Below are 12,998 nucleotides of genomic sequence, written 5' to 3'. Positions count from 1 at the left end.
GCGGGATCTCTGGGCCAGGGTGCGGGTCCCGAGTGCGCCGTCCGGGGCGCGGTCCCCCGGACGCGTCGCCTGGTGCGGGGTCCGGGAGATGCGGGCCCGAGTCCGGGTCCGGGAATGCGGGTCCCCGGGTGCGCCGTGCGGGTGCGCCGTGCGGGTGCGCCGTGCGGGTGCGCCGTGCGGGTCCCCGGGTGCGAGGTGCGGGTGCGAGGTGGGTTAGGAGAGGGCGTGGTCGAGGTCTTGGAGGAGGTCGTCGATTGTTTCGATGCCTACGCTCAGGCGGATCAGGTCCGCGGGGACCTCTAGCGGTGTGCCGGCGACCGAGGCGTGTGTCATCTTGCCGGGGTGCTCGATCAGGGACTCGACGCCGCCGAGCGACTCGCCGAGTGTGAAGACGTCCGCCTTGTTGCAGATGTCCAGCGCCTGCGCCTCGCCGCCGGTGACCCGGAAGCTGACGATCCCGCCGAAGCGCTTCATCTGCTTGGCGGCGGTCTCGTGACCGGGGTGCCCGTCGAGCCCCGGATAGAGCACCTGGCTGACGGACTGGTGCCGCTGCAGGAACTCCACGACCTTCTCGGCGTTGTCGCTGTGCCGATCCATTCGGACCCCGAGCGTCTTGATGCCCCGCAGTACCAGCCAGGAGTCGAACGGCCCCGCGACCGCACCGATCGCGTTCTGGTGGAAGGCGATCTTGTCCGCGAGCTCCGGGTCCCGGACCACCAGCGCGCCGCCGACCACGTCGGAGTGGCCGCCCATGTACTTCGTGGTCGAGTGCACGACCACGTCCGCGCCGAGCTCGAGGGGCTGCTGCAGGTACGCCGAGGCGAAGGTGTTGTCCACCACGAGCAGCGCGCCCGCGTCGTGCGCGATCTGTGCCACGATCGCGATGTCCGCGACGTTCAGCAGCGGGTTCGTCGGGGTCTCAAGCCAGACGACCTTGGTCTTCCCGGGCTGGATCGCGGCCCGGATCGCCTCCGGATGCGTGACCGCGGCGGGCGTCATCTCGACGCCCCAGTTGCTCAGCACCTTGGAGAACAGCCGGAACGTGCCGCCGTACGCGTCGTCCGGGAACACCACGTGGTCGCCCGGCGCGCACACCGACCGGATCAGCGTGTCCTCGGCGGCCAGGCCGCTGGCGAACGCGAAGCCGCGGTTGCCCGCCTCGATCGCGGCGAGACACTCCTCCAGCGCCGTCCGGGTCGGGTTCGCCGACCGGGAGTACTCGTACCCGTTGCGGAGGCCGCCGACGCCGTCCTGCTTGTAGGTGCTGGTCGCGTAGATCGGCGGCACCACCGCTCCGGTCGTCGGGTCAGGCTCGTTCCCGGCGTGGATGGCAAGCGTCTCGAAGCCGTAGTGGTGTTCGGTGTTCACCGGACCAGCGTACGGCCTGGTCTGCTGAACCCCCGCAGCCCGTCCACAGCCCGGCGGATCGGCGGAACCGAGTTGTCCACAGGTACGTCGTACCGGCTGGCGGAATGACCCACCCGCCGCCTACGGTTGCTCGCAGGAGACCCACGGGTGGGATCGGGCAGGAAGGACGACGGCGCCGGATGAAGACGCAGGACAGGCCGCTCGACCAGGACGACCTGGCGATGGCGGACCTCGCCGAGATCCCGGACTGGACCGTGATCGCGGGTCCGGACGGCGACGAGGCCGGGCCGGAGGTCGTGCGCGCGCTGGTGCATCGGGTGATGGGCCGGACGTCCTGGCAGCCGTGGCCGCTGCAGGCCGGCGAGGTGATCGCCGCCGACATGGTCTCGTGGGGGTTCACCACCCGGCGCGGGACCACGATGATCGTGTTCGACGGGCTCGCGTTCCCGGACTGCCCGGACAGCGGCTGGTCGGCGTACGAGATCGGCCCGAGCGACATCGCCGCCGCCGAGACCGGCCTGGACGCGCACTGGCCGGATCACCTGGCACTCGCGACCCGGCACTGGGGGCAGCCCGACTATGTCGGTGACGAGAGCAGCCCGACGTTCGCGGACGAGTGGGAGCCCGGCGCCGGGACCGGCCGCCGCCACCTCGCCGTCTGGCTGCGTCCGGGGGCCCAGATCCACCTGTACAGCACCAAGCCGAGCAAGGACCCGCTGACAACGTCCGTCGGGGTCAACTACGCCGTGTACATCGACTAGGAGACCTCATGAGCCAGTCCTACCCGGAGAACCCGCGGGGCATCCGCCAGCGGTTCTCGCGGTGGAACACGACTCGTCGCGGTACCAAGACGCTGAAGGCGGCGTACACGCAGGCAGCCCGGGACGTCAAGCGGATGGACCCCGCCGTCCGCGAGCAGATCGGCCGCGCCCACATGACGCGTGCCGACCTGCAGATGCTGGCCGGCACCCACGTCGACGCCCAGTTCCGCTCGGACCGGTACGGCGCGGTCTCGCAGCAGCTCGGCGCCGCCATGTCCGCCCGTACGTCCACGCAGGCCCAGACCAGGAACCCGCTGCGCCGGATCGCCAACCGGTTTTCGCGGTGGCGCAACACCCGGCAGGGGACGAAGGCGCTGAAGGCCGCGTTCACGCAGGCGGCGCGCGACGTCAAGCGGACGGATCCGTCGGTGCGCTACGCGATCGGCCGGTCGACGATCAACCGCTCCGACCTGGCGGCGCTCGCGTCGGGCCGAATGGACGAGGTGTTCCGGCCGGAGGGCCGATTCCAGAACGTGCCGGGCCAGCAGCAGGGCCAGGTGCAGCAGGTGCAGGGTCAGCAGGTGCAGCAGCCGACGGCGGCCGCTCAGCAGCTGAACGAGCAGATGGCCCAGCAGATCCAGGCGCTGCAGTCGACCATCGATCAGCAGGCGCAGACGATCTCGCAGATGGAGGACAACCTCAGGCTGCAGACGCAGCTGCGGGGTCTGCTCGAGACCCGCGTACAGCAGCTCCAGCAGGAAAGTGCCGCGAACCAGACCGTGGAGCCCGGTCAGCAACGAGAAGGCGCCAACCAGCTCGAGACAGGCAGCGACCAGCAACAAGGCGAGGCCCAACCCCAAGCCCGCACAGAGGGCGACGCAGAAGTAGGCGAGCCCCGCACCGAGGGCGAAGTCAACGAGCCCCGCGCCGCCGGTGACGCCGAGGTCGCCGGTGAGGCAGACGTCGCCGGTGAGGCAGACGTCGCCGGTGAGGCAGACGTCGCCGGTGAGGCAGAGGTCGGTGGTGAGGCAGACGTCGCCGGTGAGGCAGAGGTCGGTGGTGAGGCCGAGGTCAGGGAGAACAACGGACTTCAGCTCGGTGAGAGCGGAGAGCCGCAGGCGACGCAGGGCAGCCCGGTGGTCGAGGGTGGGGAGCCGCAGGCGGTGCCCGCCGCCCAGCCGAGCACTGCTCAGCGCTGGATCGACTCGGCCGCGACCCAGGGCGCGTCCGTCCTCGCCGCCGAGGCGCAAGAGGAGCGGCAGTCCGCCAACGAACTGGACGCACCCGCAGCCGCCGCTCAGGTCCCAGCAACCACCCCAGAACCAACCGTCGCCCCCCAGCAACCCGGGGTCAACGCACAGCAACCCGGCGCCAACCCCCAACAGCCCGGCGTCACCGGGCAACAGCCCGGGCCTGATCCCCAGCAGCCTGGGACCAACGACCAGCAACCTGCGGCCAACACGGAGCAACCGCAAGGGCCCGCCGCGGGGGAGAAGCCGAGAACGCCTTCGACCCGTCGGGAACTCGTGGCAGACACAGCCGGGCCCGTCACCATCGATGCTGAACTACTGCGATCGGCCGGCAAGGTGTCGGTTCGGGTCGACCCGAACTGCAAGCAGGCCACGATGGTGATCTCGACCTCCGACACCGACGGTCCCTCGGCCGAGGCCGTGAACCGCGCGACGCTGACGCAGAACAGCGATGGTGTGCTGTCGGCGAAGGTCACCGGCGCGTCGAACGGCGGGATGACAATCAACGGCGCCGGTGGCGACATGACGATCGGCCATATCAGCGGTGGAGTGATCACCACCGACAGTGGCATCGAGATCTCCGGTTACAGCGGTCCGATCACGGTCAACGGCGTACAGATCAACGGCAACGGTTCCGGGGTCGGCGTGCCGGTGGCATCGCCGATCGAGATCACCGCCGTAGTGCCGCCGGGCAGTGCGCTCAGCGCCCACACGCAGAGCGCCGACATCGAAGCCAACGGTCTCAGCTCCGTCGATGCGCGGACCCACTCCGGCGACGTGAACGTGGATGCCGCATGGACCGTCAACGCCAACACCCAGTCCGGAGACGTGTCCGTGGGCTGGGTGCAGGACCTCGACGCCAAGGCGCAAAGCGGAAACGTCACCGCGGACTGGGCGCAGGGGCAGGTGAACGCGAAGACGCAGAGCGGGAACGTCGACGTACGCCAGTTCGCCGGCGGCACCGCCCAGGTGAACTCGATGTCCGGCAACGCCCAGGTCCATGTGGTCGCACCGCACGCGGATGGGTCCAGGATCGTCCGCGCCGGCGCGATGTCCGGCAACGCGACCGTCACTGCCGAGAACGCCCAGGTCGAGCAGAACATGAACGCCCAGGCGACCTCGCTGTCCGGTCGGGCCAGCGCCCCGCAGCCTGCGGCCGGGGCCGCGGCCGCGGCCGCGCGACCGCAGCACCAGGCGGACGGCGGCGCTCGGCAATACAACCACCAGATGCCGGGCCGTCAGTCCAGCGACTCCCGCGGATTCTAGCCAGAATCCGGTGAGGACCAACTGGGTATCGACGGGGCGCCCTCGAGTAGGGCTTCGGCGGTCCGGACCGGTTTCTTGACCGGGAGGGCGTACGCGCCGGTCTTGGTCGGGAAGACGGACGTCCGCCAGGTACTAGCGCCGACCGTCACCGTGACCCGCACCGACCCGAATCCCTTCCGCTGCCCCTCGGTCAGGTCTCTGATCTCGTCGCTGACGTCCTCCGGCACCCTGACGAAGTACCACCTGCGTTCGCCCGGGTACTGCCACAGCGGCGCCGTGAACCGGTACCCGCTCACTCCCCCACCGGGGTCCCGCGCCGACCAAGAACCGCGGTGGCAGCGTCGAGCAGTACCGCGCGGATCTCCGCGTCGCTGACCGAGAGATCGAGCTCGGCGGACATCCTGCCGTACGCCGGGAAGCTGGCAAAGGTCGACGGTGTCGGCGGAGTGCTTCGCTGATCGCGCCGCTGGTGCTGATGTTCGCGGTGGTGCTGAGCTTCTTCAGCTCGATCGGCGCGACGGTGTTCGTGAGCTCTATCTTGTCCAGCAGTTGCTTGATCAGTTCCCGATCGGGAACGACCGCGACGATGCATTGCTCCTGACTCTCCGGCTCGCCACATCGTAGCTACTCGCGCTTCAACCGGACCGTGAAGATCGGTAGCAGGACGTGGACGAGCGGGCCGATCGAGAGGGCGTAGACGACGGTGCCGATGCCGATCGAGCCGCCGAGGAGGATGCCGGTGGCGAGGACGGCCAGCTCGAGGGTCGTCCGGACCAGGCGGACGCTCAGTCCGGTACGGCGTACCAGGCCGGTCATCAGGCCGTCGCGCGGACCCGGGCCGAACTGCGCGCCGATGTAGAGCGCCCCGGCGAGCGCGTTCAGGACGACGCCGGACAGCATGAACACGATCCGCAGCCAGAGCGCGTGCGGCCGGTCGACGGTGGCCAGCGTGAGGTCCGTGACCAGGCCGATCACGATCGCGTTGCTGATCGTGCCGAGCCCGGGCCACTGGCGGAGCGGGATCCAGGCGAGCAGTACGACGAAGCTGATCGCGATCACCACGGTCCCGAAGCTGAGCGCGAGGTGCTTGGTGATGCCGGAGTGGAACACGTCCCACGGGTCCAGGCCGAGGTTGCCCTGGATCATCAGGCCCATCGAGGCGCCGTACAACGAGAGGCCGACGTACAGCTGCACCAGGCGGCGCGGAAGGTGGCCTGCTTTCAGCTGCTGGATCGGGTTGATCGGGGCGAGCTGCCGCGGCGGGGCATCGGAGGTGGCGGTCACGTATCCCAGTGTCCGGAACAAGTGGCCTGGTATTCGATAGCCAATTGCGCGATAGTGGACTGCATGGAAGCCCGTTATCTCCCTGCGAGTACGTTGACCGGCCTGCTCGGCGAGTGGGCCGGCGGTCCCGGTCCGGCGTACCGGGTGCTGGCCGAGCGGCTCCGGCTGCTGATCGCGGACGGCCGGATCATGCCCGGCTCGCGGCTGCCGAGCGAGCGCGAACTGACCGAGGCGCTGGGCGTCAGCCGTACGACGGTGGCGTCCGCTTATCGGGAGCTTCGGGACAGCGGGTACCTGATCAGCCGGCGTGGCTCCGGCAGCGTGACCGCGCTGCCGTCGAAGGTCGAGCCCGAGCTCGGGCGGCACCACGCGCCCGGCGTCGACACCGAGGGGCTGTACGACTTCACCTGCGCGGCGCCCGCGGCGGTGCCCGGCATCAGTACGGCGGTGGCGGCCGCGGCTCTCGACCTACCGCTGCACCTCGCGACGCCAGGGTACCACCCGCAGGGCCTGCCGGTACTGCGGGCCGAGATCGCCGCGGCGTACTGCGAACGCGGCCTGCCGACGACCGCGGACCAGATCGTCGTCACCGCCGGGGCGCTCGCGGCGACGTCGATCGCCGTCCGGGCGATGACCCAGATCGGCGACCGGGTGCTCACCGAGAGCCCGACGCACCCGAACTCGGTGGACGCGATCCGGCGCAGCGGCTGCCGGGTGGTCGCCGTACCGATGTCGCCCGGAGGCTGGGACCTGCCGTTGCTGGAGGCAACCATCCGGCAGACGGCGCCGCGGGCCGCGTGGCTGGTGGCGGACTTCCAGAACCCGACCGGTTTCCTGATGCCCGCGGCGGACCGGCAGCGGCTGGCGCGGGCGTTCGCGCGGTCGCGGACGACGGCGATCGTGGACGAGACGCTGTTCGAGCTGTCGCTGGACGGGCAGGAGATGCCGCCGCCGTTCGCGGCGTACGACCCGGACGGGGTGATCACCGTGGGGTCGGTGAGCAAGTCGTTCTGGGGCGGGCTGCGGATCGGGTGGATGCGGGTGCCGGCGGCGCTGGTGGCCCGGGTGCTGGACGCGCGGGCGTCGCTGGATCTCGGGGCGCCGGTGCTGGAGCAGCTCGTGGTCGCGGATCTGCTCCGGCGGCGCTCCACGCTCCTCCCGGACCGCCGTACGTCGCTGGCCCGTCGACGGGACGCGCTTGCTTCCGCCGTAGCGGAGGAGCTCCCGTCGTGGAAGTTCCGGCTGCCGTCCGGCGGGCTGTCCCTGTGGTGCGAGCTTCCCGAGCCGGTCGGCTCCAGCCTCGTTGGCGTCGCCCAGCGCAACGGCGCCCTCCTCGTCGCCGGCTCCCGCTTCTCCCCCGACGGCGGCCTCGAGTCCTTCATCCGCCTCCCCTTCACGCTGGACGAGGACGCCCTCCGGGACGGCGTACGGCGGCTGGCGGCGTCGTACACCTCCCTGACCACCGCGGGCCCCACCAGGCGGACTGGGGTGATGATCGCGTGATGCCGTACCGAAGGACGGGCAGTGGTGGCCTCCGGCCGCCCCTTGCCGTCGTGTCGCCGCGTGACGTCGCTCGCCGCCGCCGACCACTGCCCGTTCGTCGGTACGCATCCCGGACGTCATGACGCCGTAAGGGGTGCGGGGAAGGTTCGCCCTGCGGGAGGCGTTGCGAGACTATGAGAGTCAGACTGCGAGAGGCGTGAGAATGTCGTTCTTCACCCGCAACACCGCCATGGTCGAGCCGCAGGCCGCGCTGCCCGGCCGGCCCACCCGCGGCTTCGCCGTACCGGACGAGAACATCGTCCTGCGCACGCCGCAGACCGCCGCCGCGCCCGAGGGGTTCGAGGAGGTCTGGTTCGGTACTGGATGCTTCTGGGGCACCGAGGAGATCTTCTGGCAGCAGCCGGGCGTCTACACCACGGCCGTCGGGTACGCGGGCGGTTACACCCCAAACCCGACGTACGAAGAGGTCTGCACCGGCCCGCACCGGTCACGCGGAGGCCGTCCGGGTCGTCTACGACCCCACCAAGACCACCTTCACGAACCTCCTGAAGGTCTTCTGGGAAACCCACGATCCGACCCAGGGCATGCGCCAGGGCAACGACCTCGGCTCGCAGTACCGCTCGGCCGTCTACTACACCACCGACGCCCAGCGCGCCGAAGCCGAACGCACCCGCAACCTCTACGCCCCCGTCATCAAGCCCCTCGGCTACGACGACATCACCACCGAAATAGCCCCCGCAACCACGTTCTACTACGCGGAGGACCACCACCAGCAGTACCTCCACAAAAACCCCAACGGCTACCGCTGCCACAGCAACACCGGCGCACCGTTCCCGGCCGACAGCTGAGCTTGTAGTCGCCCGGCCAGGTGGCGTACGGCCAACGAGATGTTCACCCCGTCGTAGGGTGAGTTGTCGGATTGGGGTTGTGGCGTTCGTGGTGAGGGTGGAAGGGCGGCGTTGGGCTGCCTGTGGAGGAGGGTGTTATGGCTGAGTACCTCGTTGCGTTCAATGACGAGTGGGTGCCGGAGCATACGGATGCGGAGCTGGCGGCGAAGTCCAAGGGGTTGCGGCCGTTGCTGGCGGAGATGCGGGAGGTCGGTGTGCTGATCTTCACCGGTGGGCTGGATCCGGAGGCGCCGGTGTTCAGCGTGGATGCTTCCAGCGGTACGCCGATGTTCACAGACGGGCCGTACGTCGAGTCGAAGGAGCACCTGGGCGGGTTCGCCGTCCTGGATGTGGCCGACGAGGAGGCGGCACGGCACTGGGCGGGGAAGATCGCCGAGGCGTGCGGCTGGCCGCAGCAGGTGCACCGCTTCCAGGTTCCCAGGAAACGGCCGGAGACGTCGTGACGGTCCGGGGCGCCTCTTGTTGAAGGCGCCCCGCGTCTGTCAGCCGGCGCGGTAGAGGGAGCCGCCGGCGGAGATGGCTATCGCGGTCTTTTGGCCGGCCACGTTGAGGTTGACGATGAACGTCGTACCGGACTGGCGGACGGAGTACGTGACCGTGCCGGTGGATCGGACGGGGACGACGAAGGACAGGATCGACGCCGTCTTGCCGGCCCGGGCCAGCATGAGCGTTGGGGCGGACTGGCGGTTGTAGCTGGTCGGGTAGTACCAGCCCTGGATCGGGTTGGTCTGGGCCTGCTTGACCAGGATCGCGCCGGCCGGGAGTGCCTGCTTGAACGGCACCTGGAACAGGATCGTCCTGGTCGAGTCGCCCGGCGCCATCGCCACGGCGGTCGTCCGTGAGTAGACGGTCGCGCGCTGGTCCGGCGGGAGGTGCCACAACGTCTGGAACGCCTGCGCGGTCTTCGCCGAGGCTCGGTCCCACACGACGAGCAGGTCCGGATCCTTCAGCACCAGCACCGAGCGGGCGCGGCTGATCCCACTCCCCGGCGCGTCGGTGAACACGTACGACTCCGACGTATCCTTCACCGCCGAAGCAGTCAGCCGCGTCACCGGATTCAGGTACGTCGACATCGGCGTCGTCATGGCACTGTGCGCACTCGGGCTGACGGCCCAGGTCCGATACGCCCCGGCGTTGTACGCCGCGTACCCGCCGTCCACGATGATGTCCCGCCCACGCGAGGTGTAGGTGATGCTCGTGTGGTCGAAGTGCCCGTGGAACGCCCGCGCCGCGCCGTACCTGATGCTGTACGTCGATTCGCCCGCGAACCCGCGCGCCGGATCGGTCCCCCAGCCCGTCCGCCCGAACACGTACCCGGCCGAGTAGACCCCGACCCGCCACGGCGGCACCGTGCCCGTGGCTCCGAGCGAACCGGCGTACTCCAGGGGCGTCCCCGTCCACGGGTATGTCGCCTGTACTTCGGTGTCGCCGAGCTGATGGAGCTTGCCGAGCGAATTCGTTGCCAGCGTCAACCATTTGGCGAGTAGCGCGCGCCGGGTCGCGATCGTCGTACCGGGATCGACGCCGCAGTTCTGCAGGACCGTGATCGCACGGCCCCAGAGCGAGTAGTTGAAGGACGCGTACCCGGTCGACTGTTCGTTGGTCGACCCCTGTGCGTCGATCGACGTGGTGATCCCGGCCGCGAGGCGTTGCTGGGCGAGGTTCTCGTAGTCGGTCCGGCCAAGTGCGCAGCCGACGCCGAAGAGCGCGATGCTCTCGTCGGTGCCGTGGTTCCACGCGCCGCTCCAGTAGTTCGTGAGGAAGCGGGCGTGGCTCAGCAGCGCGGCATCCACCCAGGCGTAGCGCGTCGGCAGAGTCGTGACCTGCAAGCCGGACATGATCGCCTGGCGCAGGCAGTTCAGGACGTTGGTGCGGTGCATGGTGGACTCCCACGCGCCGACGTTCGCCTTCCACGAGTACGGGTTGTCGCGGTACCAGTCGTACGCGATCGTGTTCACCCGGGTCAGCGCGGCCAGATCACCCTTGCCGGCGGCAATGATCCCCTGCCCGAGCCAGCGCAGCGAGTGGAACCACATGTACCAGCTGGCGTTCTTGTACGGGTTCAGCGACCAGTTGATGTTCCCGCCACCGTTACCGACCTTGTACGCCGCGTAAGGACCCCAGGCGAACTTGTCGGCGTACAGATTCGCCAACGGGTTCGTTGCCTCCAGCCCGCTGAACCCGGGACACGCGTAGAACGGTGCCGCGACTGCCTGGGCCTTCATCTGCGTCCTGCCGATGTCCGTCGCCGGCGCCGCGTTCGCGGGTACGACGTTGCTCGCGCCCGGTACGAACTGGGCCTCGCCCGGCTCCTCCGGCCCGGGCACGATCCGGATGCCCGGGTTGTCCCCCGGCGTCCGCGTCGCACCTTCTGCTGTCGCTGCCCCCAGCAGCAGAACAGCGATCCCCACGGCCAGACCGGCCGTTCCCCTGAATCGCATGAAGTTGTGCCTCCCCCACCGTCCCCGGACACCGGCGACGGTCTCCTGAGCGGACAGGCGCACCGCGACGCGGCACACCGGACCATCGGTGGCCCACGGATTTCCATGGGGGCGGTCAGCTCACCGAGGTTTGTCTCTCCCCTTACAAACCACGATGCAGCACGACGACCAAAGGTTTCGAAGCGCCAGGAGAATCTCCTGGCGCTCATGTTCGTTGGGTCAGCCCATGGTCTTCTGACCGTCGATGGTTTCGCGGATGATGTCCGCGTGGCCGGAGTGCTGGGCCGTTTCGGAGGCGATGTGCAGGAAGGCCATCCGCACCGACCAGAAGACGCCCGGCGGTTGCCAGGGGGCGGCGGGCAGTTCGTACTTGGCTTCGAGGTCGAGGGTGCGGACCAGGTCGGCGGTGGCGGCGGCGACCTTCTCGTACTCCGCCAGCACGTCCGCGAGCGTCTCGCCCTCGACAAGGCGGAACTGGTCCGCCCAGGCGGCGATCACCTCCGGCGTGAACTCGGTCGGCGCCGTGTCGGCCGTACCCTGAGCGAACTCCGCCCAGTGCTGCTCGACCGTCGACACATGCTTGATCAACCCGGCGACCGTCAGCTCACTCTTGGTACTGCAAGTACTCGCCTGCTCGTCGGTCAACCCCTGGGCGGTGTGCCGGAGGAAGTGCCGACGGGTGGCGAGAAGGTCCAGAAGGTCCGCCCGCTCACCGGAAACGGCCTGCTCGTTTGTCGTCATGCCATGACTCTAAACGGCATAGCGGCCAGGTACTGACCTCTATACAATCCGTCGGCCGCTGCGGGACGACGATCCGCCGGTGATCGCGCCGGCGTTCGACGAACTCGGCTGGCGCTGATGTTCACCAAGCGGTTGAGGTAGCGTCGGTGGGGTGCGAGCTGTCGAGTACTCCGTGACCGGTGAGCCCGAGGTCCTGACTCTGGTGGACAGGCCGATGCCTGAGCCGGCGGCGGGAGAGGTGCGGGTGCGGATCCACCGGTCGGGCGTCAACCCGACCGACTGGAAGTCGCGCCGCGGCAGTGAGGCCGGTACGCCGGTGCATCCGGCGCAGGTACCGAACCAGGACGGGTCCGGGGTCGTCGACGCGGTCGGGCGAGGCGTCGACGCGGGGCTCCGCGGGCGGCGCGTGTGGCTCTGGGAGGCGGCGTACCAACGGCCGTCGGGTGGTACGGCGCAGGAGTACGCCGTGGTGCCGGTGCGGCATGTGGTGCCGCTGCCGGACACAGCGTCGTACGACCTCGGCGCTGCGCTCGGCGTACCGTTCCTGACCGCGCATCGCTGTCTGACGGTGACCGAGGACGGGCCGGTTCATCTCGGGCCGGGCAAGCTGGCCGGGCGGACCGTGCTGGTCGCCGGCGGTGCGGGCGCGGTGGGCAACGCGGCGATCCAGTTGGCGCGGTGGTCGGACGCGACCGTGATCACGACCGTAAGCAACCCGGAGAAGGGCAACCTCGCGGCACTGGCGGGCGCGGACCATGTCATCGACTACAAGCAGCAGGACGTGGTGTCCGAGGTACGGGCGATTGCCCCGGGCGGCGTCGACACGATCGTCGAGGTGTCGCCGGCGGCGAACGCGGCCATCGACGCCGCGGTGATCGCCACGCACGGATCGGTGGCGGTGTACGCGACCGACGGCGGCGGCACGATGGAACTCCCGGTCCGGGCGTCGATGGTGCCGAACGCGCGCTGGCAGTTCGTGCTGCTGTACACGGCGCCGGACTCCTGGCGGCCGCGCGGGCTCGGCGATGTCGCGGCGGCGGTCGCGGCGGGGGCGATCCGGGTCGGGCCGGAGGCCGGGATCCCGTTGCACCACTACACACTCGAGCAAGCAGCCGAGGCGCACACCGCGGTCGAGAGCGGCGTCGTCGGCAAGGTCCTGATCGACGTCACCTGATCAGAGCAGCCCCCAGGCGGCCGGTCTCTGCCGGAGCGCGGCCGGCACAGCAGCAAGCCGGGTCGTCCAGAGAGCTCGCCTACCAGCCCGGTCTCCTCCGTGAACTCGCGGGTCGCCGTACTGCGGAAGCTGTCGCCGGGCTCCGCGCCGCCGGCGGGGAGTTCCCACAGGCCGGTGTCGCGGCTGCGCTGGAACAGGATGCGGTCGGCGGCGTCGATCGCCAGCACCTGCGCGCCGGGCAGCAACAGCAGCCGGGAACCCACGTCGCGACGGAGCTGAGCAAGGTACGGATCCACGGATGA

13 protein-coding genes and 1 pseudogene are annotated in these 12,998 nt (G+C 69.7%); 7 read left to right on the top strand and 7 right to left on the bottom strand.

Features of this window, described 5'->3' with window-relative positions:
• Positions 1-213: 213 nt before the first annotated feature.
• The gene (locus JOF29_RS06285) at positions 214-1,368 is read right to left on the bottom strand and encodes a cystathionine gamma-synthase (RefSeq protein WP_209693281.1); all 1,155 of its coding nucleotides are present in this window, start codon (positions 1,366-1,368) and stop codon (positions 214-216) included.
• A gap of 179 nt (positions 1,369-1,547) precedes the next feature.
• Here JOF29_RS06285 and JOF29_RS06280 point away from each other — a divergent pair, with 179 nt between their 5' ends.
• A complete protein-coding gene (locus JOF29_RS06280; protein ID WP_209693280.1) occupies positions 1,548-2,129 on the top strand; it encodes a hypothetical protein in 582 nt (193 codons plus the stop codon).
• Positions 2,130-2,137: 8 nt separating this feature from the next.
• The gene (locus JOF29_RS06275) at positions 2,138-4,645 is read left to right on the top strand and encodes a DUF4097 family beta strand repeat-containing protein (RefSeq protein ID WP_209693279.1); all 2,508 of its coding nucleotides are present in this window, start codon (positions 2,138-2,140) and stop codon (positions 4,643-4,645) included.
• Here the strand turns inward: JOF29_RS06275 and JOF29_RS06270 are convergent.
• A complete protein-coding gene (locus JOF29_RS06270) occupies positions 4,642-4,941 on the bottom strand; it encodes a DUF1905 domain-containing protein (protein ID WP_209693278.1) in 300 nt (99 codons plus the stop codon). The two genes, JOF29_RS06275 and JOF29_RS06270, sit on opposite strands and share 4 nt — an antisense overlap.
• Positions 4,942-4,977: 36 nt before the next feature.
• On the opposite strand from JOF29_RS06270, the gene JOF29_RS44335 reads away from it, so the two are divergent.
• Positions 4,978-5,103: a hypothetical protein gene (locus JOF29_RS44335; RefSeq protein WP_281067213.1), complete on the top strand. Its 126-nt coding sequence runs from the start codon at positions 4,978-4,980 to the stop codon at positions 5,101-5,103.
• 166 nt (positions 5,104-5,269) lie between these two features.
• Here the strand turns inward: JOF29_RS44335 and yczE are convergent, their stop codons facing one another.
• Positions 5,270-5,929 (bottom strand): membrane protein YczE, encoded by a 660-nt coding sequence (gene yczE / locus JOF29_RS06265; protein WP_209693277.1) that lies wholly within the window; start codon positions 5,927-5,929, stop codon positions 5,270-5,272.
• 63 nt (positions 5,930-5,992) lie between these two features.
• On the opposite strand from yczE, the gene yczR reads away from it, so the two are divergent.
• Positions 5,993-7,432 (top strand): MocR-like transcription factor YczR, encoded by a 1,440-nt coding sequence (gene yczR / locus JOF29_RS06260; protein WP_209693276.1) that lies wholly within the window; start codon positions 5,993-5,995, stop codon positions 7,430-7,432.
• A 180-nt stretch (positions 7,433-7,612) separates the two neighbouring features.
• On the opposite strand, the gene JOF29_RS45180 is transcribed toward yczR, so the two are convergent.
• A complete protein-coding gene (locus JOF29_RS45180; RefSeq protein ID WP_307863567.1) occupies positions 7,613-7,810 on the bottom strand; it encodes a hypothetical protein in 198 nt (65 codons plus the stop codon).
• 158 nt (positions 7,811-7,968) lie between these two features.
• Between JOF29_RS45180 and JOF29_RS45175 the strand changes: the two are divergent.
• Both JOF29_RS45175 and JOF29_RS06250 read left to right on the top strand, forming a co-directional pair.
• Positions 7,969-8,280 (top strand): annotated as a pseudogene (locus JOF29_RS45175) (peptide-methionine (S)-S-oxide reductase); the annotation flags it as partial.
• A gap of 137 nt (positions 8,281-8,417) precedes the next feature.
• A complete protein-coding gene (locus JOF29_RS06250; RefSeq protein ID WP_209693275.1) occupies positions 8,418-8,783 on the top strand; it encodes a YciI family protein in 366 nt (121 codons plus the stop codon).
• 39 nt (positions 8,784-8,822) lie between these two features.
• On the opposite strand, the gene JOF29_RS06245 is transcribed toward JOF29_RS06250, so the two are convergent.
• Positions 8,823-10,781: a heparinase II/III domain-containing protein gene (locus tag JOF29_RS06245; protein ID WP_209693274.1), complete on the bottom strand. Its 1,959-nt coding sequence runs from the start codon at positions 10,779-10,781 to the stop codon at positions 8,823-8,825.
• 219 nt (positions 10,782-11,000) lie between these two features.
• Entirely contained in the window at positions 11,001-11,522 is a 522-nt protein-coding gene (locus JOF29_RS06240) for a DinB family protein (RefSeq protein ID WP_209693273.1), read from the bottom strand.
• 151 nt (positions 11,523-11,673) lie between these two features.
• Between JOF29_RS06240 and JOF29_RS06235 the strand changes: the two genes are divergently transcribed.
• Positions 11,674-12,696: an NADPH:quinone reductase gene (locus JOF29_RS06235; protein ID WP_209693272.1), complete on the top strand. Its 1,023-nt coding sequence runs from the start codon at positions 11,674-11,676 to the stop codon at positions 12,694-12,696.
• Here the strand turns inward: JOF29_RS06235 and JOF29_RS06230 are convergent.
• A complete protein-coding gene (locus JOF29_RS06230; protein ID WP_209693271.1) occupies positions 12,615-12,992 on the bottom strand; it encodes an NUDIX domain-containing protein in 378 nt (125 codons plus the stop codon). The genes JOF29_RS06235 and JOF29_RS06230 overlap by 82 nt on opposite strands.
• Positions 12,993-12,998 lie beyond the last annotated feature (6 nt).

This window comes from Kribbella aluminosa (assembly GCF_017876295.1).
GTDB classification, from domain to species: domain Bacteria; phylum Actinomycetota; class Actinomycetes; order Propionibacteriales; family Kribbellaceae; genus Kribbella; species Kribbella aluminosa.
The sequence above is the reverse complement of the archived record's forward strand: the minus strand, read 5'-3'. Positions and strand labels throughout refer to the sequence as shown.